The 23,468-nt window shown below is 61.2% G+C and carries 21 protein-coding genes; 6 read left to right on the forward strand and 15 right to left on the reverse strand.

Going from position 1 to position 23,468, the window contains the following annotated elements:
- Positions 1-51 precede the first annotated feature (51 nt).
- Entirely contained in the window at positions 52-486 is a 435-nt protein-coding gene (locus AO240_RS26200; protein ID WP_099240438.1) for a MarR family transcriptional regulator, read from the reverse strand.
- Between the two features lie 122 nt (positions 487-608).
- Positions 609-2,735 carry a DNA helicase RecQ gene (recQ, locus tag AO240_RS26205; protein ID WP_099240441.1) on the reverse strand — a complete coding sequence of 709 codons (2,127 nt, stop codon included), beginning with the start codon at positions 2,733-2,735 and terminating at the stop codon, positions 609-611.
- Positions 2,736-3,063: 328 nt separating this feature from the next.
- Between recQ and AO240_RS26210 the strand changes: the two genes are divergently transcribed.
- The 3 genes from AO240_RS26210 to AO240_RS26220 all read left to right on the forward strand — a co-directional run bounded on the left by AO240_RS26210 (position 3,064) and on the right by AO240_RS26220 (position 7,794).
- Entirely contained in the window at positions 3,064-3,651 is a 588-nt protein-coding gene (locus AO240_RS26210) for a YecA family protein (protein ID WP_058415068.1), read from the forward strand.
- 20 nt (positions 3,652-3,671) lie between these two features.
- Entirely contained in the window at positions 3,672-4,058 is a 387-nt protein-coding gene (locus tag AO240_RS26215; protein ID WP_099240444.1) for a YbaN family protein, read from the forward strand.
- 265 nt (positions 4,059-4,323) lie between these two features.
- Positions 4,324-7,794, forward strand: coding sequence for a PAS domain-containing hybrid sensor histidine kinase/response regulator (locus AO240_RS26220; protein ID WP_099240446.1), 3,471 nt, complete (start codon positions 4,324-4,326; stop codon positions 7,792-7,794).
- A gap of 887 nt (positions 7,795-8,681) precedes the next feature.
- On the opposite strand, the gene rmuC is transcribed toward AO240_RS26220, so the two are convergent.
- Together rmuC and AO240_RS26230 are read right to left on the reverse strand one after the other, a co-directional pair.
- Positions 8,682-10,046, reverse strand: coding sequence for a DNA recombination protein RmuC (gene rmuC, locus AO240_RS26225; RefSeq protein WP_177445875.1), 1,365 nt, complete (start codon positions 10,044-10,046; stop codon positions 8,682-8,684).
- 175 nt (positions 10,047-10,221) lie between these two features.
- Positions 10,222-10,545, reverse strand: coding sequence for a hypothetical protein (locus tag AO240_RS26230; protein ID WP_058415072.1), 324 nt, complete (start codon positions 10,543-10,545; stop codon positions 10,222-10,224).
- Positions 10,546-11,006: 461 nt separating this feature from the next.
- Between AO240_RS26230 and AO240_RS26235 the strand changes: the two genes are divergently transcribed.
- The 3 genes from AO240_RS26235 to AO240_RS26250 all read left to right on the forward strand — a co-directional run bounded on the left by AO240_RS26235 (position 11,007) and on the right by AO240_RS26250 (position 13,856).
- The gene (locus AO240_RS26235; RefSeq protein WP_099240450.1) at positions 11,007-11,312 is read left to right on the forward strand and encodes a hypothetical protein; all 306 of its coding nucleotides are present in this window, start codon (positions 11,007-11,009) and stop codon (positions 11,310-11,312) included.
- A 442-nt stretch (positions 11,313-11,754) separates the two neighbouring features.
- Positions 11,755-11,976: a hypothetical protein gene (locus AO240_RS26245; RefSeq protein WP_024076751.1), complete on the forward strand. Its 222-nt coding sequence runs from the start codon at positions 11,755-11,757 to the stop codon at positions 11,974-11,976.
- Between the two features lie 590 nt (positions 11,977-12,566).
- Entirely contained in the window at positions 12,567-13,856 is a 1,290-nt protein-coding gene (locus AO240_RS26250; RefSeq protein WP_099240453.1) for an OmpP1/FadL family transporter, read from the forward strand.
- A 63-nt stretch (positions 13,857-13,919) separates the two neighbouring features.
- Here the strand turns inward: AO240_RS26250 and AO240_RS26255 are convergent, their stop codons facing one another.
- From AO240_RS26255 to bluB, 11 genes are all read right to left on the reverse strand, one after another.
- The gene (locus AO240_RS26255; protein WP_099240456.1) at positions 13,920-14,468 is read right to left on the reverse strand and encodes a glutathione peroxidase; all 549 of its coding nucleotides are present in this window, start codon (positions 14,466-14,468) and stop codon (positions 13,920-13,922) included.
- Between the two features lie 150 nt (positions 14,469-14,618).
- The gene (locus AO240_RS26260; protein ID WP_099240458.1) at positions 14,619-15,824 is read right to left on the reverse strand and encodes an MFS transporter; all 1,206 of its coding nucleotides are present in this window, start codon (positions 15,822-15,824) and stop codon (positions 14,619-14,621) included.
- 54 nt (positions 15,825-15,878) lie between these two features.
- Complete coding sequence (locus AO240_RS26265) at positions 15,879-16,283, reverse strand: MarR family winged helix-turn-helix transcriptional regulator (protein ID WP_058415077.1); 405 nt, start codon at positions 16,281-16,283, stop codon at positions 15,879-15,881.
- Positions 16,284-16,325: 42 nt separating this feature from the next.
- Entirely contained in the window at positions 16,326-17,054 is a 729-nt protein-coding gene (locus AO240_RS26270; RefSeq protein WP_099240461.1) for an adenosylcobinamide-GDP ribazoletransferase, read from the reverse strand.
- A gap of 2 nt (positions 17,055-17,056) precedes the next feature.
- Positions 17,057-17,632, reverse strand: a complete 576-nt coding sequence (gene cobC / locus AO240_RS26275) for an alpha-ribazole phosphatase family protein (protein WP_099240464.1) — start codon at positions 17,630-17,632, stop codon at positions 17,057-17,059.
- A complete protein-coding gene (gene cobT / locus AO240_RS26280) occupies positions 17,629-18,684 on the reverse strand; it encodes a nicotinate-nucleotide--dimethylbenzimidazole phosphoribosyltransferase (RefSeq protein WP_099240467.1) in 1,056 nt (351 codons plus the stop codon). Before cobT ends, cobC begins: the two co-directional genes overlap by 4 nt.
- On the reverse strand, positions 18,681-19,202 hold the full coding sequence (gene cobU / locus AO240_RS26285; RefSeq protein ID WP_099240469.1) for a bifunctional adenosylcobinamide kinase/adenosylcobinamide-phosphate guanylyltransferase: 522 nt from the start codon (positions 19,200-19,202) through the stop codon (positions 18,681-18,683). Before cobU ends, cobT begins: the two co-directional genes overlap by 4 nt.
- A 154-nt stretch (positions 19,203-19,356) precedes the next feature.
- The gene (locus AO240_RS26290; protein ID WP_099240472.1) at positions 19,357-20,808 is read right to left on the reverse strand and encodes a cobyric acid synthase; all 1,452 of its coding nucleotides are present in this window, start codon (positions 20,806-20,808) and stop codon (positions 19,357-19,359) included.
- The gene (gene cobD / locus AO240_RS26295; RefSeq protein WP_099240475.1) at positions 20,805-21,794 is read right to left on the reverse strand and encodes a threonine-phosphate decarboxylase CobD; all 990 of its coding nucleotides are present in this window, start codon (positions 21,792-21,794) and stop codon (positions 20,805-20,807) included. The genes AO240_RS26290 and cobD overlap by 4 nt, the downstream gene beginning before the upstream one ends.
- Entirely contained in the window at positions 21,787-22,695 is a 909-nt protein-coding gene (gene cbiB, locus AO240_RS26300; protein ID WP_099240477.1) for an adenosylcobinamide-phosphate synthase CbiB, read from the reverse strand. Before cbiB ends, cobD begins: the two co-directional genes overlap by 8 nt.
- Entirely contained in the window at positions 22,692-23,342 is a 651-nt protein-coding gene (bluB, locus tag AO240_RS26305; RefSeq protein WP_099240480.1) for a 5,6-dimethylbenzimidazole synthase, read from the reverse strand. The genes cbiB and bluB overlap by 4 nt, the downstream gene beginning before the upstream one ends.
- Between the last annotated feature and the right edge of the window lie 126 nt (positions 23,343-23,468).

The raw sequence follows: 23,468 nt of genomic DNA on the forward strand, positions 1-23,468 counted from the left end.
AAAGCTGCACTGCGACCCCCCACAAAAAGCGCCCTTGACCCAACCGCGAAATCAGGACTTTTCCAGATTCCCCAAAATACGCCCATGCACACGCATGCACACACTCAGGTCCTCCTCATCCACCCCCACAAACAGCTCGTGGCGCAACGCCGTGGCAATCGTTTCAATCTGCTCGATCAAAGGCTTGGCAGTATCGCAAAGCAAAATACGCTTGGCGCGGCGGTCTTCCAACACCGCTTGCCGCTGCACCAGCCCTTGGCCCTCAAGGCTGTCAAGCAAACGCGCCAACGTCGGCCCTTCTACCCCAACACTCTGCGCCAACTCACGCTGCGTAGGCGCCTCCTCAAAACGGGCCAAGTGCAACAGCACCAACCATCGCGCCTGGGACAAACCCAACCCTGCCAAACGGCGGTCAAGCTCGGCGCGCCAACCTCGGGACATATGCGCTAACTGCATGCCAAAACGGTGTTGATCGGTTAACGGCATAAAAAACTCGTTGTTTAGTCTGAAAAATAAGGTATGGCTAATTATTGACCAGCAAAGCACGAGTCATGCCAGTAGGCAAGCGTTGCCAGGAAGTGCTTCGTCACAATGTGGTGACTGACAACCTAAATTTCGAACTCTGACTGCAGCGCAGCCCGCACACAGTACAAAACGCCCTCGGGAACACGCCCGGTAAACAACGGCGCAATCTCCGTAACAGGTGGCAATTCGCCTTCTCCGTCGAGGAACGCATCCTGGATTTCACCGAGCAAATCTTCGGGTAAATCGAGCGCCTGCTCCAACGACAACTGCTGCTTGCCAATGGATTCAGCCAACAAGGTGTAGACGTTTTTTTCCGAGCATTGCAGCTGGCTGGCGATCTGGATCGGGGTCATGCCTGCGCGCGCCAGGCTGATCAGTTCATGGCGAATATCGGCGACTTCCTTCGGCGCTTCAACCTGGCCACCAAGCACTTCGAGGAAGGCCTGACCGTAACGTTCGAGCTTGCGCGCACCGACACCGCTGACCCTGCCCATTTCGGCCATGCTGGTCGGCTGCTCGCGCAGCATTTCGAGCAAGGTCGAGTCGGGGAAAATAACGTAAGGCGGCACACTGTGCTCCTGCGCAAGTTTGCGCCGCAGGGTGCGCAAGGCTTCCCACTGCTCGCGTTCTTCGCCACGCACCAACTGACTGGCCTGGCTGGTGCTGCTCTTGGCAGTGGTCTGCGGCTTGAGATCGCGACGCAGCTCCAAACTCACTTCGCCCTTGAGCAATGGCCGGCAACTGTCGTTCAGGCGCAGGCCGCCGTAACCTTCGAGGTCGATATCGACCAGGCCGCGCGCGACCATCTGCCGAAACAACGAACGCCACTCACCCTCAGCGCGGGCTTTACCGACGCCGTAGACCGAGAGCTTTTCGTGGCCGAAGCTGCGTACTTTTTCGTTGTCCTTGCCCAGCAACACATCAACCAGATGGCCCACGCCATAACGCTGGCCCGTGCGATAAATCGCCGACAGCGCCTGGCGCGCCGGCTCGGTGGCGTCCCAGGTCTGCACGCCGTCGACGCAGTTATCGCAGTGGCCGCACGGGTTGGGCATGTCTTCATCAAAGTACGCCAGCAGCGTTTGACGGCGGCAGCGGGTCTCTTCACACAGCGACAGCATCGCGTCGAGCTTGTGTTGCTCCAGGCGTTTGTGGCGCTCGTCGCCTTCGGAGTTCTGCAGCATCTGCTTGAGCATCACCACGTCTTGCAGGCCGTAGACCATCCAGGCATCTGCGGGCAGGCCATCACGACCGGCACGCCCGGTTTCCTGGTAGTAGGCCTCAAGGGATTTGGGCAAATCCATGTGGGCCACGAAACGCACGTTGGATTTATCGATGCCCATGCCGAACGCAATGGTCGCCACCATGATCAGGCCTTCCTCATTAAGGAAGCGCTTTTGGTGGTGCGCACGCGTTTCATTAGGCAAACCTGCGTGGTACGGCAGCGCCGGGTAGCCTTGCTCACAAAGGAACGCGGCCACTTCATCGACCTTCTTGCGCGACAGGCAATAGACAATGCCTGCATCGCTGCGCCGCTCGGAAAGGAACGCCAGCAGCTGTTTACGCGGTTGTTCCTTGGGCACGATGCGGTAGAAAATATTCGGCCGGTCAAAGCTTGAGAGGAAGCGCTCGGCGTTCTGCAAATGCAGGCGATCGACGATTTCTTCGCGGGTGCGTTTGTCGGCAGTGGCGGTCAGCGCGATGCGCGGGACGTCGGGAAACAACTCCGCCAATTGGCCCAACTGCAAATATTCGCGACGAAAATCGTGGCCCCATTGCGACACGCAGTGGGCTTCGTCGATGGCGAACAGGGCGATTTCCAGGCTCTGCAAAAAAGCCAGCATACGCGGCTGCACCAGGCGCTCGGGGGCCAGGTAGAGCATTTTCACCTCACCGCGCTTGATCCGCGCGGCGAGGTCGCGCTGCTGTTCGGCGCTGAGGGTAGAGTTCAAGGCCGCTGCCGCCACACCGAGCTCTTCAAGGGTGGCCACCTGGTCGTCCATCAACGCGATCAGCGGCGACACCACCACGGCCAACCCGTTACGCAACAGCGCCGGCACCTGGAAGCACAACGACTTGCCGCCACCGGTAGGCATCAATACCAGGGCGTCACCGCCATTGGCCACGCGCTCAATGATCGCACCCTGGCGGCCACGAAAACTGTCGTAGCCGAAGATGTCCTTGAGGACGCGTTGAGCCTGCTCGAGCATGTAAAACTCCAAAAAAGTGCCGAAACCTTCTATCCAGGCTGGCCGAAAAAACCCGCGCTCACGGTAAATAATCCGTAAGCGAAGTTTTCCAGGGTGGGTGCCCAGCCTGCAAGGGCATCACAAAACGCGGCAGTATACCCGAGCGTTACCCGGCAAAGGGCTCCGCTTGCGAATAGCCGCAAATGCGTAATCGCCCCCAAATGCTGCGAAATCGGTTCGGTGAGCCGCACTAAATCACCCTCATCGCGAGCCAAGCCGCTCGCAGACTGGCCTGCGCGCGCAAGAAAGCCTAGAATTCAGCATCGTTTATTCCCAAGGTAGCCCTTCAATGTCCTTCGCTGAGCAACTAACCCGCCTGCAAGCCTTCCTCGACGCCGATGAGCTGCATGACGAGGCGCTGGACTACGTGGCCGCCCACGGCTACCTGACCGCCCTTTCAATCTCTTCCGACAGCGTGCCGGACCGTGAGTGGATCGACGCGCTGTTCGCTGAAGAACCGCATTACGCCGACGACGCCCAGCGCGAAGAAATCGAATCCACCCTGCTGGCCCTCAAGGCGCATATCGGTCGCCAACTGGCCGCCGATGAAGAATTTGAGCTGCCGTGCGACCTCGACCTCGGCGAAGAGCCGGATGACTCCGACCTGCGCGGCTGGTGCATCGGGTTCATGGAAGGTGTGTTCCTGCGCGAAGCGGCATGGTTCGAAACCGCCGAAGAAGAAGTCAGCGAAATGCTCTTGCCGATCATGGTAGGTTCGGGCCTGTTTGATGACCAGCCGGAATTCTCCGACATCGCCGCCGACGCCAACCTGATGGACGACATGATCGTACAGATCCCGGAAGCCCTGACGGCGCTGTACCTGTTGTGCAACGCGCCTGACGAAAAACCGGCGATCCTCAAGCCTCGTCACCACTGAGTCATTTGCCCGTGCACCCCATGGGCAATCGCTCGCCGCTCCTGCGTTACGCGCTGCTGGCCATCGGCTGGCTGAGCGTCGCGCTGGGGGTGATCGGTATTTTCCTGCCGGTACTGCCAACCACGCCCTTTCTATTGCTCGCTGCCGCCTGCTTCGCTCGAAGCTCACCGCGTTTTTACCACTGGCTGGTGCAGCACCCGCGGCTGGGGCCGTGGATACGCGACTATCTGGAGGGCAATGGCATTCCGCTCAAGGGCAAGGTGTATGCGATTGGCTTGATGTGGCTGAGCATTGGTTTTTCCTGCTATCTGGTGCCGTTGCCGTGGGCGCGCGGGTTTATGCTGACCAGCGCAGTGCTGGTGACGGTGTATATCCTGCGGCAGAAAACCTTGGCGCCGCGCGTCTAAGATCAAAATCAAAAACAGGCGCCCCAATCGCCCAAGCCGAATGGGACCGACTGTGGGCGCGGGATTGCTCGCGATGGCATCAACTCGGTATGCCTGATGGTCCGAGGCGCCTGCATCGCGGGCAAGCCCGCTCCCACACATTTCAGCCGTTACCCAAACAACGGCCAGCCACGCGACCTTGGTCGACACTGACTAACCCCAGGCATCATGCGAGACTGTGCAACCGGGCCTGCAGCGCCCGGGTGTTCTTATGCTCGGAGTTACCATGACGCTGTCCAGCGGGCTGATCGCCGCCGTTGCCCTGGCCTATATGGCCATTATGTTCGCCATCGCCTTTTACGGTGACCGTCGCCATGCGCCGTTGCCACCGAGGGTGCGTGCCTGGGTGTATAGCCTGTCGCTGGCCGTCTACTGCACCAGTTGGACCTTCTTCGGCGCGGTAGGCCAGGCCGCCGAGCAACTGTGGGCATTTTTACCGATTTACCTCGGGCCGGTACTGCTGCTGGTGCTGGCGCCGTGGGTGCTGCAAAAGATGATCCTGATCAGCAAGCAGGAAAACATCACCTCGATTGCCGACTTTATCGCCGCGCGCTACGGCAAATCGCAATCACTGGCGGTAGTGGTGGCGCTGATCTGCCTGGTCGGCGTGCTGCCCTATATCGCCCTGCAGCTCAAAGGCATCGTGCTGGGCGTGAACTTGCTGATCGGCTCCGGCCCCGACACCACTGGCACCCGCGCCCAGGACACCGCGTTGATCGTGTCGCTGGTGCTTGCGCTGTTCACGATTGTGTTTGGTACGCGCAACCTCGACGCCACGGAACACCACCGTGGCATGGTGCTGGCGATTGCGTTTGAATCGCTGGTTAAGCTGTTCGCCTTCCTGGCCGTCGGCGCGTTTGTGACGTATGGCTTGTATGACGGCTTCGGCGACTTGTTCAGCCAGGCGATGCTCGCGCCGCGCCTGGAGGAATACTGGAAAGAGACGATCAACTGGCCATCAATGGTGGTGCAAACCGGTGTGGCGATGATGGCAATCATCTGCCTGCCCCGGCAGTTTCATGTCACGGTGGTCGAAAACATCGACCCGCAGGATTTGCGCCTGGCCAAGTGGGTATTCCCGGCTTATTTGATCCTCGCCGCGCTGTTTGTGGTGCCCATCGCCCTCGGCGGCAAGATGCTCTTGCCCGGCTCGGTATTGCCGGACTCCTACGTGATCAGCCTGCCGATGGCCGAAGCGCACCCGGCCCTCGCCGTGCTGGCGTTTATCGGCGGTGCATCGGCGGCCACCGGCATGGTCATCGTCGCCAGCATTGCGTTGTCGACCATGGTGTCCAACGACATGTTGCTGCCGTGGCTGCTGCGCCGTTCCAGTGCCGAGCGGCCGTTCGAAGTGTTCCGCCACTGGATGCTGTCGGTCCGCCGCGTGAGCATTGTGATCATCCTGCTGCTCGCTTACGTGATTTATCGGCTGCTCGGTTCGAGCGCCAGCCTTGCGACTATCGGCCAGATCGCCTTCGCCGCGGTCACTCAACTCGCGCCGGCGATGCTTGGCGCGCTGTACTGGAAGCAGGCCAACCGGCGCGGCGTGTTTGCCGGTTTGGCGGCGGGCACATTCCTCTGGTTTTACACCTTGGTACTACCGGTTACGGCGAAAAGTCTGGGCTGGTCGCTCAGTCTTTTCCCCGGCCTGACGTGGCTGCATTCGCACCCGTTTGGCGCGTCCGTCACCTCACTGACGCTTGGCACGGTGTTGTCGCTGGCGGGTAACTTCACGCTGTTCGTGTGGGTTTCGTTACTCTCGCGCACACGCGTTTCCGAGCATTGGCAGGCAGGACGCTTTATCGGCCAGGAGATCAGCCAACGCGCCAGTGCTCGCTCGATGTTGTCGGTGCAGATCAGCGACTTGCTCAGCCTGGCGGCGCGCTTTGTGGGTGATGAACGTGCTCAGCAGAGTTTTATCCGCTTCGCCTATCGCCAAGGCAAAGGCTTCAATCCCAACCAAAATGCCGATAACGATTGGATCGCTCACACCGAACGCCTATTGGCCGGTGTACTGGGCGCCTCGTCGACGCGCGCAGTGGTCAAAGCGGCGATTGAAGGCCGCGAAATGCAACTGGAGGACGTAGTCCGCATCGCCGATGAAGCCTCCGAAGTGCTGCAGTTCAACCGCGCGCTGCTGCAAGGCGCCATCGAAAACATCACCCAGGGCATCAGCGTGGTCGACCAGTCACTCAAGCTGGTGGCCTGGAACCGGCGCTACCTGGAGCTGTTCAATTACCCCGAAGGCCTGATCAGCGTGGGCCGGCCAATTGCCGACATCATTCGCTACAACGCCGAGCGCGGCCTGTGCGGGCCGGGCGAAGCCGAAGTGCACGTGGCGCGGCGCCTGCACTGGATGCGCCAGGGCCGCGCGCACACCTCTGAGCGTTTGTTCCCGAATGGGCGCGTGATCGAGCTGATCGGCAACCCGATGCCCGGCGGCGGGTTTGTCATGAGCTTCACCGACATCACTGCGTTCCGCGAAGCCGAGCAAGCGCTCACCGAAGCCAATGAAGGCTTGGAACAACGCGTCACCGCGCGCACGCATGAACTGTCGCAACTGAATGTGGCGCTCACCGACGCCAAAGGCGTGGCCGAAACCGCCAGCCAGTCGAAGACGCGTTTTCTTGCCGCCGTCAGCCATGACCTGATGCAACCGTTGAACGCCGCGCGGCTGTTCTCCGCCGCCCTCTCCCACCAGAACGATGGTTTATCTGCCGAGGCCCGACAGTTGGTGCAGCACTTGGACAGCTCGCTGCGCTCAGCCGAAGACCTGATCAGCGACTTGCTGGATATTTCGCGCCTGGAAAACGGCAAGATCAACCCACAGCGCCAGCCGTTTGTGCTCAACGAGCTGTTCGACACCCTTGGCGCCGAATTCAAGGCGCTGGCCCGCGAACAAGGCCTGCGCTTTCGCTTGCGTGGCAGTCGCCTGCGGGTGAACAGCGATATCAAATTGCTGCGACGTATTCTGCAGAATTTTCTGACCAACGCATTCCGCTATGCCGACGGCCCGGTGCTACTGGGCGTACGCAGGCGCAAGGGCGAGCTGTGCCTGGAGGTGTGGGACCGCGGCCCGGGTATTCCGCAGGATAAACAGCAAGTGATCTTCGAAGAGTTCAAGCGCCTCGACAGCCACCAGACCCGCGCCGAAAAAGGTTTGGGCCTGGGTTTGGCGATCGCCGATGGCCTGTGCCGAGTGCTGGACCACCGCCTGAGCGTGCGCTCGTGGCCGGGCAAAGGCAGCGTGTTCAGCGTGCGCGTGCCGCTCGCGCGCAACCAGGCCAGCCTCACGCTGAAAACGCCGCAAGACACCGGCCAACCGCTGAGCGGCGCACAGGTGCTGTGCGTGGATAACGAAGAAAGCATCCTGATCGGCATGCGCAGCCTGCTGACGCGCTGGGGTTGCGAGGTGTGGACGGCCACCGACCAGGCGCAATGCGCCGCGTTGCTGGCCGATGGCGTACGCCCGCAACTGGCACTGGTGGATTACCATTTGGACCATGGCGAAACCGGCACTGAGCTGATGGGCTGGCTACGGGCGCAATTGGCCGAGCCGATTCCCGGCGTAGTGATCAGCGCCGACGGGCGCCCGGAAATGGTCGCTGAGGTGCACGCGGCAGGCTTGGATTATTTGGCCAAACCGGTAAAGCCCGCCGCATTGCGCGCGCTATTGAGCCGGCATCTACCGCTCTAGAAAGCTTATGTGAAAACCCGGCTAAGGTGGTCACCGAGCTTGTGTGGGAGCCGGGCTTGTGTGGGAGCGGGCTTGCTCGCGATGGCCTCAACCCGGTGTACCTGATGGTCCGAGGCGCCTGCATCGCGAGCAAGCCCGCTCCCACAGTTGGCAGAGTTCGCCTGCAGGACCAGGCCGACTGTCCAGCCCGCGGATCAATGACCTGCGCAGTTCACTGTGGGCACCGAACTTATGTGGGAGTGGGCTTATGTGGGAGCCGGGCTTGCTCGCGATGGCCTCAACCCGGTGTACCTGATGGTCCGAGGCGCCTGCATCGCGAGCAAGCCCGCTCCCACAGTTGGCCGAGTTCGCCTGCAGGATCAGGCCGACTGTCCAGCGCGCGGATCAATGACCTGCGCAGTTCACTGTGGGCACCGCGCTTGTGTGGGAGCCAGGCTTGTGTGGGAGCGGGCTTGCTCGCGATGGCCTCAACCCGGTGTAACTGATGGTCCGAGGCGCCTGCATCGCGAGCAAGCCGGCTCCCACAGTTGGCCGAGTTCGCCTGCAGGATCAGGCCGACTGTCCAGCGCGCGGATCAGTGACCTGCGCAGTTCACTGTGGCACCGGGCTTGTGTGGGAGTGGGCTTGTGTGGGAGCCGGGCTTGCTCGCGATGGCCTCAACCCGGTGTACCTGATGGTCCGAGGCGCCTGCATCGCGAGCAAGCCCGCTCCCACAGTTGGCCGAGTTCGCCTGCAGAATCAGGCCGACTGTTCAGCGCGCGGATCAATGACCTGCGCAGTTCACTGTGGGCACCGAACTTATGTGGGAGTGGGCTTGTGTGGGAGCGGGCTTGCTCGCGATGGCCTCAACTCGGTGTACCTGATGTACCCAGGCGCCTGCATCGCGCCTACTCAGGCACGTGCGCCACGCCATCAGCATCGGTCATCGCCCGCTCAAGCAAATCCGCTGGCAGGCTTTTACTCGCACGCGCACCCAGCAACCTTAATTGCTCGGTACGGCTGACCAGATTCCCGCGTCCGTCCGTCAGCTTATTGCGCGCCGCGCTGTAAGCCTTGTCCAACTGTTGCAGCCGGTTACCCACTTCATCCAAGTCCTGGATAAACAGCACAAACTTGTCGTACAGCCAACCGGCGCGCTCGGCGATTTCGCGCGCGTTCTGGCTCTGACGCTCCTGCTTCCACAGGCTGTCGATAACCCGCAACGTGGCCAGCAACGTGGTGGGGCTGACGATGACGATATGGCGGTCGAACGCTTCCTGAAACAGGTTCGGCTCGGCCTGCAACGCGGCAGAGAACGCCGCCTCGATCGGCACAAACAATAGAACGAAATCCAAACTGTGCAGGCCTTCCAGCCGCTTGTAATCCTTGCCGGCCAAGCCCTTGACGTGATTGCGCAAAGACAGCACATGCTGCTTCAGCGCCGCCTGGCCGATCACCTCGTCATCCGCCGACACGTATTGCTGGTAAGCCGTGAGGCTGACCTTGGAGTCGACCACCACCTGTTTGTCGCCCGGCAACATGATCAGTACGTCGGGCTGGAAGCGCTCGCCGTCCGGGCCTTTTAGGCTGACCTGGGTTTGGTATTCGCGGCCCTTCTCCAGCCCGGCATGTTCAAGCACCCGCTCAAGGATCAGCTCCCCCCAGTTGCCCTGGGTTTTCTGGCCCTTGAGGGCACGCGTAAGGTTGGTGGCTTCGTCTGAAAGGCGCAGGTTCAATTGCTGCAGGCGCTCAAGCTCTTTGGCCAGCGAAAAGCGTTCGCGTGCTTCGTTCTGATAGCTTTCTTCGACGCGCTTTTCAAACGACTGGATGCGCTCCTTGAGCGGGTCGAGCAACTGGCCGAGGCGTTCCTGGCTGGTTTCGGCAAAGCGCTGCTCACGCTCATCGAAGATCTTCCCGGCCAGCTCGGCGAACTGCGCACGCAGTTCGTCCCGCGAGCCTTGCAGGTCAGCGAGGCGTTGTTGATGGCTGTCCTGTTGCTCGCGCAGCTCGGCACGCAACGCCGCCGACAACGCGTCAAGGCGGCGCAGCTCGGTTTCCTTGGCGCTGCGGTCGAGGTTCCAGGCGTGGGCGGCGTCGCGGGCGTTATCGCGGTCGATCTGCAGCAGTTCGACCTCACGCCGCACGGCCGCCAAGTCAGCTTGTTTGGCGGCGTTGGCGTGGCTCAGGTCACTGATTTCGTCGCGACTGGCGTCCAGTTGCGCGGCAAGCCCTTCCTGAGCCAATTGGGCTGTGGCCAAGCGCTCTTCAAGCAGTTCCCAACCGGTCGTGCGCGCCGTCAGCCGCCGTTGAAGCTGCCAGCACACCGCCAATAAAGGCACTGCAGCCGCCGCCAGCCCCAAGGCAATGCTGGTCCAGTCAAAAACCATAGCCATGTCTGCCATCACCGAAAAACAGCAAGGTTAACCAAGCACGGCGCCTGAGGACAGCTCAGTCTTCGACCTGGCCGAGTTCGCGCTGGGCACGCCGGTCGCCGGCACGCGCAGCCAAGCGCAACAGGTCGTGGCCGATGCGGCGGTCGCGAGCATTGCCGCACTCGCGGCACATCAGTTGGCCCAAGCGGCTTTGAGCGGCAACCACACCTTCACGGGCCGGCTGCTTGAGCAAGCGCCCGGCGAAGTGCTTGACGTTGGTGTTGTGCCCCAGGCGCGGGCTGTCGAGCAGCCACAAGGCAACTTTCAGGGAGAAACGCTTGGGTGCGGTAACAGTCTGAGGGGCGTCGGTAACAGAAGGTGGTACTGAGCGAAACTTCATAAAACACTGTTGGGCAAAACGGGAGGCGCGCCACTCTACTCTTTTTTTCGTATAGGTAAAGCTGAAAAAAAACCTGCACGCCCGAGCTAGAGCAAGCGCTTGGGACAATCCACAGAAGCTGTGGATAACTCAGTGGACAACCCTGCTTTAATTCGCGCAAAGGCCCATGGAATGGGGGCCACAGTCAAACTGACGATTTTTTCACCAATAAAAAAAAGCGATATTTTTCATTGACTTAAATTTCCATTACAGGCAAATGGCGGCGCTAGATGCCGCTTGACCGAATGGTTAACTACGTCGCAATTAATGTGCACAAGCACCCACCCACCGGTTATATCGCCAGCATTTTTTGCATCAATACGTTAAAAAAATGTTACCGGGGTGCCCGATCAAGGGACTTTTCAAATCTGCCACGGCTCGCCACACTGCCGCATCAAAAAACTGATCGCTGTGTAGGACCGATGAAAGGAATTCTGTTGTTCGCCGCGTTGCTGCTGGCCATTTGCGCAACTTCACTCGGCATCAGTGCGGCCCTGCCTTCCCCGGACGGCGCGCTGTTTGCCATCGCCATCCTGCTGTCGGCAACGTTCACGGCCGTGAGCCTGTGCATTGAATTGAGTGAGGGCAGGATCAATGACATGCGCGACGTGATGAAAGTGATCGAGACCGGCCGCTCCGTGCGCCTCACCCTTGCCGCCTACGGGCTGGGCTGTTCGCTGGCTGCCGCCGCCACCGTTTTGGTCTATCGCGGACTGCTGGGCGGCTAATCGAAGTTTTTTGAATAACGCACTTCCCTTCCCTGTTTCAATCCGTTACTATCCGCGGCGTTAGTACCAAGCTGAAAGTCAATTCTGGTCGAACAAATCCCCTGAACAACGCGGGATCGACCACCTCGATGGTTTCCAGGTATTTCTTGCGACGACACTGCCTTTGATCACGCAAAGGGTGTCGCGAAGTTTCAATACTCTGAAAGAACCAGCCTGCAAATTGATCAGGATCTTCACCCCGGGCCCAGAACCTTTGCCCTTGTTGTGTTGCCTGCCCTCCTAAGTACCTACCTGCCAGCCCAAGCGCGCCTAACTTATTAGCGCTTCAACTGGCTGCTTTGTTCCAGTCGGGTTCTTCGTTTGATCAATAGTGATCAACGTCACTGGAACGTTTTAACGTTGCACGGTTCTTAACCGTGTCATTTGTAGGAACACCCAGACTATGTCGACTATCCACACTCAGGATGCCATTCGCACCCTCACCAACGCTTTTGCTCCAATGAACTGCCTGATCATGGCCGCTCGCAAAGGCTGCTTCAGCTTCACCCTGGTCAACGAACACGGCATCGCTCGTCACAGCGAACGCCTGTACCCCGATCAATACTCCAGCGCAGAGCCGCTGCAGGCCGTGATCGAGCGTACCCGTCAGGCACTGGTTGCCTGATCGACCCGAGTCGCTGAAACACAAAAAACCCTGTTTAAAACACAGGGTTTTTTATTGCCTGAAATGTGCGGATGGCGATTCAGCGGCTAAGTTCAAATAGATATAAACACTATAACTAAATGAATAAGATGTTTTAAAAACAGCCCTTTACATCACGAATATGACACTACACTTCAACTCAAGCGGCTTGACCCGCTTGCGACGAGCCTGAGTCCGATTCACCGCTGCCAAGCCCTACTCTCAGGCATCGTCGCCCACTTTCAAGGATGAGGCCAGTATGAGCATTGCCGCCAACCGTAGCTCAGTACCGCGCTCCCGCTGCCTGGCAATACCTTGCCCGTGGCACGTATCTGCAAAGAAATATTTCGTCCCGAAGACCGGCCGGGGGATTTCACCCGCGCCCGGCAAACCTGTGTTTTGCCCATGAATCCGGTCACGTGCTGATCATTCACCTTACAAAATACCGCGAATAACGGCGATTTTGGTCGGATTGTCCTACAAAACCGCTCTATCTCCTGCATTACAGCCTATAGCGCTAACTTAAATTTGTTGATACTTTCCGCAGCGGTGATCACCACGGAGTTCTAATAATGAAAAAAGTAATGCTCAAGACCACACTTAGCCTCGCCGTAACCATGGCATCCTCCCAACTGTTCGCAAGCGGCTTTGCCCTTAACGAACAAGACGTCGCCGGCATGGGTACGGGTTTCGCAGGCCGCTCCTCTTCTGCCGAAAACGCCAGCACTGTCTACGGTAACCCTGCCGGTATGGCTCGCCTCGAAGGCCAGCAAGTGACAGGTGGTGTCGCAGCCATTGATGCCTCGACCAACATCAAGGATGTCAGCGGCCGCTCCAGCGGTACGAACAAAGGCGATATGGTGCCTTTCACTGCCGTCCCTTTCGGTTTTTACACCAATAAACTCAACGATCAATGGGCTGTCGGTTTCGGCGTCTATGCGCCGTTCGGCCTGGTGACTGACTACGAAAGTGGCTTCCAGGGCAAAGCCTTTGGCAGCAAGAGCGAAGTGACAGTGATCACTTTCCAGCCAACCGTCAGCTACGCGTTCAACGACCGCGTTTCCGTGGGTTTTGGTCCGACCATCAACCGCATCGCCGGTACGCTTGAGTCTGATATCAACCTGCCAGTCGCCGGCACAGGCTCCAACAACATCAAGATCAAGGGTGATGACACCGCCGTCGGCTTCAACGCCGGCCTGCTGGTTCAAGCCACTGACACCACCCGCGTGGGCCTGACCTACCACTCCAAGGTGAAGTACAAGCTTGAAGGCCACACCGAAGTGACCAAGGGAACCAACGTTCCTGCGACGCTGCTGAACAATGGTCGCTATGACGCCTCCTTGAAAATCGACACGCCTGAGTCCTGGGACCTGTCGGTGACTCAAGACCTGAGCGACGCCTGGAAGCTTTACGCCGGTGCGACCTGGACGCGCTGGAGCCGCCTGAAAGACATCACCGTCAACAACGAAGGTGTATCGGCCGCAGCCGGTAGCGGTGTTTTGGCGCCGCAAATTGTCGGCAGCATCAAAGAAGACCAGAACTGGCACGACACCTGGGCTTACGCGCTGGGCACGTCGTACCGCGTCACCAAGCAAGTGGTGCTGCGTACCGGCCTGACCTTCGACCAGTCGCCGACCAACAACACTGACCGCTCGCCGCGCATCCCTACCGGTGACCGCACCATCTTCAGTCTCGGCCTGGGCTACGACGTCATGCCGAACATGACCGTCGATGTGGCTTATTCCTACCTCAAGGAAGAGCCGGTCAAGGTGGCCCGCGCCAACGCACTGGGTCAGTCCTACAACGCCAAGTATGAAAACAGCGCCAACGGCTTCGGCCTGGGTGTGACGTACAAGTTCTGATTCAAGGCGTAAAAAAAGCCCCGCTCTCCTGCAAAGGAGGCGGGGCTTTTTAATTGGCGTTGATCAGGGCTTCGACGCCAGCGCCTGTTCTACCGCCTCGATCAAATCCGGGCTGTCCGGCTTGGTCAGGCTGGAAAAATTGGCAATCACCTTGCCTTGGCGGTCGACTACGTACTTGTAGAAATTCCACTTCGGCGCCTCGGTCTGCTGCGCCAGTACCTTGAACAAATGCACGGCATCCGGCCCTTTGACCTTTTGCGGCTCGGTCATGGTGAAGGTCACGCCGTAGTTGACGTAGCAAACCTTGGCAGTCTCTTCACCGGTCTTGGCTTCCTGCTTGAAGTCATCCGACGGCACGCCAATCACTTCGAGCCCTTGGCCCTTGTAGCGCTGATACAAACTTTCAAGGCCTTTGAACTGCGGCGCGAACCCACAGAAGCTGGCGGTATTGACGATCACCAGCGGTTTACCGGCAAAACGCTGGCACAGATCGATGGATTCCTTGGCCCGCAGTTTGGGCAATTGGCCTTCCAGCAACGGCGGGCAGTCGGCGGCCATGGCCACACTGCCAACAGCCATCAGGACGGGTACAGCGAGCCAGCGCATCAGCATGTTGAAAGTCCTTGAGTCAGTTCAGACAAAGAACTTAACAGATCGACATACCCAGTTGCATCAACGCCAGGCCACCTCGCTGCCAGCCCCACCAGGCCAGCAACAATAAAACCAGCGAAGCAATGATAGCCAGCGCTCTTAACGTTACATTCATGCCGCCTCCATTTGCGCCAGGCGCGCCACCGGCCGCTCGCGCACCGGCCAGTTGAGCGCCGCTGCAAGCAGGCTCAAGAGAATCGCCACCTGCCAAATCAAATCGTAGTTGCCGGTTCGATCATAAACCACCCCGCCCAACCAGCCGCCGAGGAAGGAGCCGAGCTGGTGGAACAGGAACACAATCCCACCGAGCATCGAGAGGTTTCGCACGCCAAACAAGGTGGCCACGGTGCCATTGGTCAGCGGCACGGTGGACAACCACAAGAAGCCCATGGCCATGCCGAACAGGTAGGCGCTGATTTCGGTCACCGGCGCCCACAGAAACAGGCCGATCACCACGGCACGCAATAAATACAAAGCGGTCAGCAGGCGCGGTTTGGACATGCGCCCACCCAGCCAACCGGCGGTGTAGGTGCCAAACACGTTAAACAGGCCGATCAGGGCGAGCACCGTAGTGCCCACGGTTGCCGGCAAATGCTGGTCGACCAGATACGCCGGCAAGTGCACGCCGATAAACACCACCTGGAAACCGCAGACGAAAAAGCCGAAGGCCAGCAGCCAGAACCCGGAATGGCTGCAGGCCTCCTTTAACGCTTCGCGCAATGTTTGCTGACCGACCATCACCGGCAGCGGTTTGTCCTTGAGCATCGCCACCAGCGGCAAGATCAACGCCACCATCAAGCCCAACGCGAGCAACGCGGCGGACCAGCCCAGCCAGCCGATCAGGCCCAATGTGCCCGGCACCATGGCGAACTGGCCGAACGACCCGGCGGCGCTGGCGATGCCCATCGCCATGCTGCGCTTTTCCGGCGCCACGGCGCGGCCGACCACGCCCAGAATCACCGAGAACGACGTGCCGGACAGGCCAATGCCAATCAACAACCCCGCGCTTAACGACAATGACCACGCCGAATCGGACATGCCCATCAGCACCAGGCCTACGGCGTACAACACACCGCCGACAAACACCGCCTTGGTGGCGCCGAACCGGTCGGCCAAGGCTCCGGTAAACGGCTGTGCCAAGCCCCATATCAAGTTCTGCAGGGCAATAGCGAAGGCAAACGTCTCACGCCCCCAGCCGAATTCGCCGCTCATCGGCGCCAGGAACAGGCCGAAGCCATGGCGCACGCCCAACGACAACGCCAGGATCAGCGCACTCCCCACAAGAACCCAGCCGCTGGTGCGCCACATCGAGGTCATTCTTATTCTCCGTTCGCGGGTATATACCCGCTTGTAGTCGAACAAACCCCGCGTTCAGGCGAGTTCGTCGAGCAAGGCCAACAGGGTCAGGCGCTTCTCGGCGCCTAACTGATCAATCAATTTCTGCTGCGCCGCTTCCCACGCCGGCAAGGCGGCGGCAAGCCGTTCTTCGCCTGCTTCGGTCAACAATACCAAGCGGTTGCGCAGGTCATCGCCCTCCACCAACTGCACCAGGCCTTCGCCTTCCAGCACGCGCAGGTTACGCCCCAACGTGCTGCGATCCAGGCCCATGGCTTCGGCCAGGCTGGAAATACTCGGTTGGTCGAGGCGCTGCAAGTTACACAGCAAGGAATACTGGGCGACGTTGATTCCGAAGCCGTCGAGGGCGCCGTCGTAGTGCCTGCTGACACCACGGGCGGCGCGTCGCAGGTTGGTGCATAAACATTGGGAGGCAAGCATAGAGCGTGTATATACCCGGAGTTGTTGAAATGCAAGAAAGTGTTACAGAGCAAGCCCGACCAGCACGGCCACTTCAAGCAGTTCGAGCAAGGCACCGGCCGTGTCGCCCGTGGTGCCGCCCAGCCGCTTGACCATCAGTTGACGCAGGCCGATAAAACACACTGCAGCGAGCAATACGGCAATGCCGCCACTGAAACCGCCGATCAGGATGCACGCCAGGCCGCTGAGGATCAGCACTTGTTGGCCGACGATTCTGGGTAAATGATCCGACAGTGCCTGGCCCAATCCTCCTGCACGCACGTAGCGCGTGGTCAGAAACAGCGCGAGCATCGAAGCGCGCCCGATCAGCGGCGCGAGGATTAACGCGGCGCCGTTATGCTGCTCAATCAACGCCACCAACGCGGTGAACTTGAGCAGCAATACCAACCCCAGGGTGACCACGGCAATCGGCCCGCTGCGTGGGTCTTTCATGATGCTCAGCGTGCGCTCGCGATCACCAAAACCACCGAGCCAAGCGTCGGCGCTGTCCGCCAGGCCGTCCAGGTGCAGCCCGCCACTGAGCAGCACCCAGGCCGTCAGCAGCAGCGCGGCGTGCAGCAACAGCGGCGCGCCCATCAGCGCGATATTCAGGCCCCACAACAACAACCCGAACAGCACGCCCACCAGCGGATAAAACAACAGCGAGCGCCCGAGTTCCTGCGGCTGCGGCATGCCCGGCAAGCGAATCGGCAAGCTGCTCAGAAATTGCAGGGCAATCCAGAATGGCAGCATGCTCAGCGCCCTTCCTTGAGTACGCCACCCGCTGCCACGTGCAGGCTGAACAGCGCCCCATGGCTGACCTCGACATTGAGCAGTTGCTCGCGAGGCAAGCCGCGCGCTTGCGCCAACAGCAGGCGCATCACGCCGCCGTGGCTGATCAGCAACACACGCTCGCCGGCATACGCCTGATGCAAGCGTGAGACAGCGCCCAGAACCCGCGCGGCAAAGTCGCTGACAGGCTCGCCCTCAGGCGGCGTGAAGCTGTAGGGATCGGCCCAGAACAAGCCCAGCCCTTCGGCATCGGTTTGCATCAGCGCCGCTGCGCTTTGCCCTTCCCAAGCGCCGAAGTGCAGTTCCTGCAAGGCTTTTTCGACGCTCACCGGCACGCTCAGCCGTGCGCCCAATTCCTCGGCGAAACGCGCACAACGCTGCAAGGGCGAACTGACGATTCGGTCCCACGGCGCCTGCGCCACCACGGCGTCGCGCATTTGCTGCCAACCCTTGGCGGTCAGTGCATCGTCGAGGCTGCCGCGCAGGCCGCCACCCAGTTCGGTTTCGCCATGGCGCAGCAGGTCCAGGTGCAAGCTCATGCCGGACGGTCTGCCACAGCCGCTTCGGCAAAGGTCGCCATCTGCCCGTGCAGGGCACACGCCAACCGCAACAATGGCACCGCCAGCGCCGCACCGCTGCCCTCGCCCAAGCGCAGGCCAAGTTCGAGCAACGGTTGCGCGTCAAGGCTTTGCAGCACATGCCGATGGCCTGGTTCGGCGCCACGATGGCCGAACACCAGCCAGTCACGGCACGCAGGGTTCAAGCGCGTGGCCAACAGTGCGGCGACACTGCAGATAAACCCGTCTACCAGCACCACAACGCCGGCTTGGGCGCAGGCCAGATACGCACCGGCCAGCGCCGCGATTTCGAAACCGCCGAGGTTGAACAGCGTCTGCAGCGCGTCGCCACGTTGCCCGGCATGCACGGTCAGCGCGCGCTCGATCACAGCCACCTTGTGGCTGACACCCTGAGCATTCAAACCGGTGCCCGGGCCTGTCAGGTCGCGCACCTGGCAGTCCAACAGGGCACACGCCAACGCACTCGCGGCGGTGGTATTGCCGATGCCCATTTCGCCGCCGATAAACAGTTGAGCGCCACCTTGCAATGCCCGCTGCACACTGTCGCGACCGGCTTGCAACGCGAGCCGCCCTTGCGCCTCGGTCATCGCCGGGCCGTTGACGAAATTGGCCGTGCCCGCGCCGATATTCAGGTGACGTACACCCGGCAGACTCAGCGACGGCGTGACCGTGCCGAGGTCGACCACTTCCAGTTGCGCCTCCAACTGCCGCGCCAACACGCTGATGGCCGCGCCACCGCTGACAAAGTTATGCAGCATCTGCCCGGTCACTTCCTGGGGGAATGCCGACACACCCTCCGCAACCACGCCATGGTCACCGGCAAAAATCGCGATCCACACCTGATCCACCGACGGTTTGACCTGGCCTTGCAGACCGGCCAATTGCACCGCTAGCGCTTCCAGCTGGCCGAGGGAACCGGCGGGTTTGGTCAGTTGTTGCTGACGCGCCAGCGCCTGTTCGTGCGCCGCGGCGTCGATCGCCTTGCACGGGTTGAGCCACCAGGTGTCAGTCATAACGCAGTACCTTTCAAAGTCAGGGGCAGGCCAGCAACGGTCAGGACAACACGCTGACAACGCTCGGCCAAAGCTTGATGCAGCCAACCGGCCTCATCCACATAGCGGCGAGTCAATTCGCCCAGCGGCACGACACCCAAACCGGTCTCGTTGCTGACAAAAATGATTTCACCCGGCAGCGACGCCAGGCTTTGCAGCAGTTGATCGCGCTCGAAGGCCAGACGCGCCGGGTCTTCGAGCATCAGCAAATTGGTCAGCCACAGGGTCAGGCAATCGACTAGCAGGCAGTGATCGGCAGCGGCGTTTTCACGCAGCACGCGGGCCAGCTCGATGGGCTCTTCGATCAAACCCCAGGCCTGCGGGCGACGCTGGCGATGCAGCGCGACGCGCTGATTCATTTCGCCGTCCAGCGGCTGGCTGGTGGCGATGTAAATGACCGGCAAGGCGCTGTCGCTCGCCAGTTTTTCCGCAAGGCGGCTCTTGCCGGAACGGGCACCACCCAAAATCAGCTGAAGCATGCAATGACACCTGTGTTCGGCTGACGCCGTTTAGTGTGGGAGCGGGCTTGCTCGCGATGGGCGTTAACGATTACGCGATTAACCTGAAGGGCTGCGGTGCCTGGGGTTTTTTCGCGAGCAAGCCCGCTCCCACATTTGGAGTGCGTATCCACTGTTAGATCCCGCAGAGTTTGCGCAGGAGGTCGGTGTCGAGGTGGTTTTCCACCAGGTCCGCCAGGCGTTCGATGTCGCGCTCGCGCAGGGCGTGGTAATCCACTTCTTGCACGTCCTGCAAGCCGGCCCAGCGCAACAACGCGCTGCAGGCCGCCGGGGTCTCGAACACGCCATGCAGATACGTCCCGAGAACCTGCCCGTCGGCACTTTGCGCGCCGTCACTGCGGCCGTCATCCAGCAGCACTGCGGCCTGCGCGAGCGCGCTGCCTGTGGTCACACCGGCGTGGATTTCGTAGCCACTCACCTCGGCGTTTTCCAGCAGCAGGCGCCCGCGCACATTGCGCAACTGCTTCTCTGCTTCCAGCGTGGTACTGAACGCCAGCAGCCCAAGGCCGTTACTGGAGCCCGCTGGCCCTTCAAGGCCGAGCGGGTCATGCACCTGCTCACCGAGCATCTGTAAGCCGCCGCAAATCCCCAGCACCTTGCCGCCATAGCGCAGATGTCGCGCCACGGCGGTGTCCCAACCATTGGCGCGCAGGTAGGCCAAATCACTGCGCACACTTTTTGAGCCGGGCAAAATAATCAGGTCAGCCGGCGGAATCGGCTGGCCCGGCCCGACGAACTGCAAATCCACCTGAGGGTGCAGCCGCAGTGGGTCAAAATCGGTGTGGTTGCTGATGCGCGGCAATACCGGCACCACCACCTTGAGCACCTGCGCGGCCTTGTCGGTCTGGCGCCGGTCGATGCCGTCCTCGGCTTCCAGGTGCAGGTCCATCACGTAGGGCAATACGCCCACCACCGGCTTGCCGGTGCGCGCTTCCAACCAATCCAGGCCTGGCTGCAGCAGCGCGATGTCACCGCGAAAACGGTTGATGATGAAGCCCTGGACCCGCGCCTGCTCAGTCGGCGACAGCAACTCCAGGGTGCCAACCAAATGCGCAAACACGCCGCCGCGATTAATGTCGGCGATCAGCAGCACCGGGCAATCCACGGCCTCGGCGAAGCCCATATTGGCGATGTCATTGGCGCGCAGATTGATCTCCGCAGGCGAGCCGGCGCCTTCCACCATCACCACCGGGTAGGCAGCGCTCAAGCGCGCGTGCGAGGCCAGCACCGCTTGCATCGCGATGGCTTTGTAGTCGTGATAGGCCACGGCGTTCATGCTGGTCACGGCGCGGCCATGGATGATCACTTGCGAGCCGGTGTCGCTGTTGGGTTTAAGCAGCACCGGGTTCATGTCGGTGTGCGGCGCCAGGTTAGCGGCCTGAGCCTGCACCGCCTGGGCGCGGCCGATCTCGCCGCCTTCGGCGGTCACGGCGCTGTTGAGCGCCATGTTCTGCGGCTTGAACGGCGCCACCGCCACGCCCTGGCGTACCAGCCAACGGCACAGCGCGGTCACCAGCGTACTTTTGCCCGCATCGGAGGTGGTGCCCTGCACCATCAACGTACTCATACCGCCGCCTTGTAGGCAGCCAACGCCTCGTCCAGCCGCCGCCAATCGGCCTCGGTGTCGGGCAGGCCGAAACGCAGGCTGCTGTCGTGCACAAACAGGCGCAGCAAGATGCCGCGCTGGGCCATGAATTCGTGCAGGCGTTCGGCGTGCGGCGTGATTAACCACTGGAACAACGCGCAGCCGCCCTGAGGTTGAAAGCGGTGGCGTTCGAGCAGCTCAAACAAGCGCTGGCCCGCTTCGATACAACGATCACGCTGGCGCGCGTGCCCTGCCGTGTCGCGCAGGCAGACTTGCCCGAGCACCCGCGTCGGCCCGCTGACCGCCCAAGGCCCGAGCTGTTCGGCCAACAGTTTAAGCAGCTTGCGTTCGGCCAGCACAAAGCCCAGGCGCACGCCGGCCAGGCCGAAGAATTTGCCGAACGAGCGCAGCACAATCAGCCCGACTTGATGGGCCTGGCCCGCCAGGCTCAGGTGCGGGGTGATGTCCATAAAGGCTTCGTCGACCACCAGCCAACCGCCGCGCTGCGCCAAGCGTGAATGCCAGTCCAGCAGGCGTTGCGGGGCCAGGCGCAAGCCGGTCGGGTTATTCGGGTTGACCACCACCAGCACATCAAGGCCGTCGAGAAAATAGTCGACTTCCTGCTCCTGCACTTCGCGCACCACGTAGCCGGCGCGGCGCCACGCTTCGGCGTGCTCGGCGTAACACGGCGACAGCACGCCAACCTTGCCGGTGCGGCGCAGGCGCGGCAGCAACTGGATGGCCGCCTGCGAGCCCGCCACCGGCAACACATGCGCGGCGCCGTAATATTCGCTGGCGGCCTGCTCCAGGCCGTCATCGGTTTCGGGCAAGCGCGCCCAGGCCCGCAACGGGATCTCGGGGATCGGCCACGGCCACGGCGCCAGGCCGCTGGACAGGTCGAGCCAATCAGCCTCGGCAATCCCGTAGTGCATCACTGCCTTGCGCAGCCGGCCACCGTGTTCAAGCATAAAATTGCGCCCCCGCGCAGAGGATCAGCAGCCACAACCAAACGCCGCGCTGCACCAGTTGCCAGCCGCGGTCGATGGAGTCCGCACTTGCCGGCGAGCCTTCGCCAAGTGGCGGGCGCTGGTGAAGTTCACCGTGATAAATCGCCGCGCCACCCAACTCGACGCCCAATGCGCCGGCACCTGCCGCCATTACCGGTCCGGCGTTGGGGCTATCCCATGTCGGGCCTTGGGTGCGCCAGCATTTAAGCGCCAGGCCGGTTTTGCCGAGTACGGCGTAGGTCAACGCGACCAGCCGTGCAGGAATATAATTGAGTACATCGTCAATCTTTGCCGCCGCCCAGCCGAAGCGCTCAAAGCGTTCATTGCGATAGCCCCACATGGCGTCGAGGGTGTTGCTCAGGCGGTAAAGCACCACGCCCGGCACACCGGCGACTACAAACCAGAACAACGCAGCGAACACCGCATCGCTGCCGTTTTCGAGTACCGATTCCGTCGCAGCACGCGCCACTTCGGTGCTGTCCAGCTCGCTGGTCTGGCGGCTTACCAAGTAACTCACGCGCTTGCGCGCTTCATCCAGGTCATCACTGCGCAGCGCCTGCGCCACCGGAATCACATGCTCGCCGAGGCTGCGCATGCCGAGCGCCAGGTACAACGCCAGAATCTCGAGGACCCAGCCGATATACGGCGCCCACGACAACGCGGTGGCCAGCAGGGTCAGCGGCACCACCGCAATACACCACGCGGTCACGCCATGGCTGCGCCAGCCACGGCCACCGGTATTAAAACGTTGCTCGATGCGCCCGGCGAAATTGCCGAACGCCACCAGCGGGTGCCAGCGCCTGGGCTCGCCCAGCAGCGCGTCCAGCGCCACGGCAGCCACACACAGCAAGGCCACACTCATTGACTTACTCCCCACACATTCTCATACAACATGTCACTCAAAGGCCGCGGTTCGGTCCAGCCTTCGAGCTGCAACATCGGTGCCGGGTAGAACTCCTCGACCGGCCCCAAGCACAACACCGCCAGGGGTTTTGCGCCGGGCGGCAAGCCCAGCAGGTCGGCCAGCGCTTGCGGTTCGAACAGCGACACCCAGCCCATCCCGAGGCCTTCAACACGCGCCGCCAGCCACAGGTTCTGGATCGCACAGGAGAGTGACGCCAGGTCCATTTCCGGCAAGGTGCGACGGCCAAAGATGTGGCGCTCGCGGTCATCCATCAGCGCCGCCACCAGCACTTCGGCGCAGTCGTGGATGCCTTCGACCTTGAGTTTCATGAACGCGTCGGAGCGCTCGCCGAGTGCTTCGGCGGTGCGGATGCGCTCTGCTTCCACCAGGTGTTGAATCTGCCCGCGCAGGTGGCGGTCGCTGATGCGGATGAACCGCCAGGGCTGCATCAGGCCGACACTGGGCGCCTGGTGCGCGGCCTGGAGCAAGCGATGGAGCAGTTCGGGGGCGACGCTGCCGCCGATGAAGTGGCGCATGTCGCGGCGTTCGGCGATGGCGCGGTACACGGCATCGCGTTCGGCTTGGGGGAAGGCGTTGTCGGTCATGGCCTCATCGGGAGCAAGCCCCCTCCCACAGTGGATGGGGTTCCAACCAGGTCAATTGTAGAAGGGCGCTTGCTCCCTGCCACAGGGGATGGCGGTTCAACCCGGTCAATTGTAGGAAGGGGCTTG

The sequence above is a fragment of the Pseudomonas sp. ICMP 460 genome (assembly GCF_002723595.1).
Classification (GTDB): domain Bacteria; phylum Pseudomonadota; class Gammaproteobacteria; order Pseudomonadales; family Pseudomonadaceae; genus Aquipseudomonas; species Aquipseudomonas kitaguniensis.

Coding starts and splice junctions, on each gene's coding strand:
- AO240_RS26255 (WP_099240456.1), bottom strand. CDS start 14,468: ATGCTGATGCGCTGGCTCGCTGTACCCGTCCTGATGGCTGTTGGCAGT.
- bluB (WP_099240480.1), bottom strand. CDS start 23,342: ATGACCGACAACGCCTTCCCCCAAGCCGAACGCGATGCCGTGTACCGC.
- AO240_RS26235 (WP_099240450.1), top strand. CDS start 11,007: ATGAAAGGAATTCTGTTGTTCGCCGCGTTGCTGCTGGCCATTTGCGCA.
- AO240_RS26220 (WP_099240446.1), top strand. CDS start 4,324: ATGACGCTGTCCAGCGGGCTGATCGCCGCCGTTGCCCTGGCCTATATG.
- cbiB (WP_099240477.1), bottom strand. CDS start 22,695: ATGAGTGTGGCCTTGCTGTGTGTGGCTGCCGTGGCGCTGGACGCGCTG.
- AO240_RS26265 (WP_058415077.1), bottom strand. CDS start 16,283: ATGCTTGCCTCCCAATGTTTATGCACCAACCTGCGACGCGCCGCCCGT.
- AO240_RS26230 (WP_058415072.1), bottom strand. CDS start 10,545: ATGAAGTTTCGCTCAGTACCACCTTCTGTTACCGACGCCCCTCAGACT.
- cobD (WP_099240475.1), bottom strand. CDS start 21,794: ATGCTTGAACACGGTGGCCGGCTGCGCAAGGCAGTGATGCACTACGGG.
- AO240_RS26210 (WP_058415068.1), top strand. CDS start 3,064: ATGTCCTTCGCTGAGCAACTAACCCGCCTGCAAGCCTTCCTCGACGCC.
- AO240_RS26245 (WP_024076751.1), top strand. CDS start 11,755: ATGTCGACTATCCACACTCAGGATGCCATTCGCACCCTCACCAACGCT.
- AO240_RS26250 (WP_099240453.1), top strand. CDS start 12,567: ATGAAAAAAGTAATGCTCAAGACCACACTTAGCCTCGCCGTAACCATG.
- AO240_RS26200 (WP_099240438.1), bottom strand. CDS start 486: ATGCCGTTAACCGATCAACACCGTTTTGGCATGCAGTTAGCGCATATG.
- AO240_RS26260 (WP_099240458.1), bottom strand. CDS start 15,824: ATGACCTCGATGTGGCGCACCAGCGGCTGGGTTCTTGTGGGGAGTGCG.
- AO240_RS26215 (WP_099240444.1), top strand. CDS start 3,672: ATGGGCAATCGCTCGCCGCTCCTGCGTTACGCGCTGCTGGCCATCGGC.
- cobT (WP_099240467.1), bottom strand. CDS start 18,684: ATGACTGACACCTGGTGGCTCAACCCGTGCAAGGCGATCGACGCCGCG.
- AO240_RS26270 (WP_099240461.1), bottom strand. CDS start 17,054: ATGCTGCCATTCTGGATTGCCCTGCAATTTCTGAGCAGCTTGCCGATT.
- cobC (WP_099240464.1), bottom strand. CDS start 17,632: ATGAGCTTGCACCTGGACCTGCTGCGCCATGGCGAAACCGAACTGGGT.
- recQ (WP_099240441.1), bottom strand. CDS start 2,735: ATGCTCGAGCAGGCTCAACGCGTCCTCAAGGACATCTTCGGCTACGAC.
- cobU (WP_099240469.1), bottom strand. CDS start 19,202: ATGCTTCAGCTGATTTTGGGTGGTGCCCGTTCCGGCAAGAGCCGCCTT.
- AO240_RS26290 (WP_099240472.1), bottom strand. CDS start 20,808: ATGAGTACGTTGATGGTGCAGGGCACCACCTCCGATGCGGGCAAAAGT.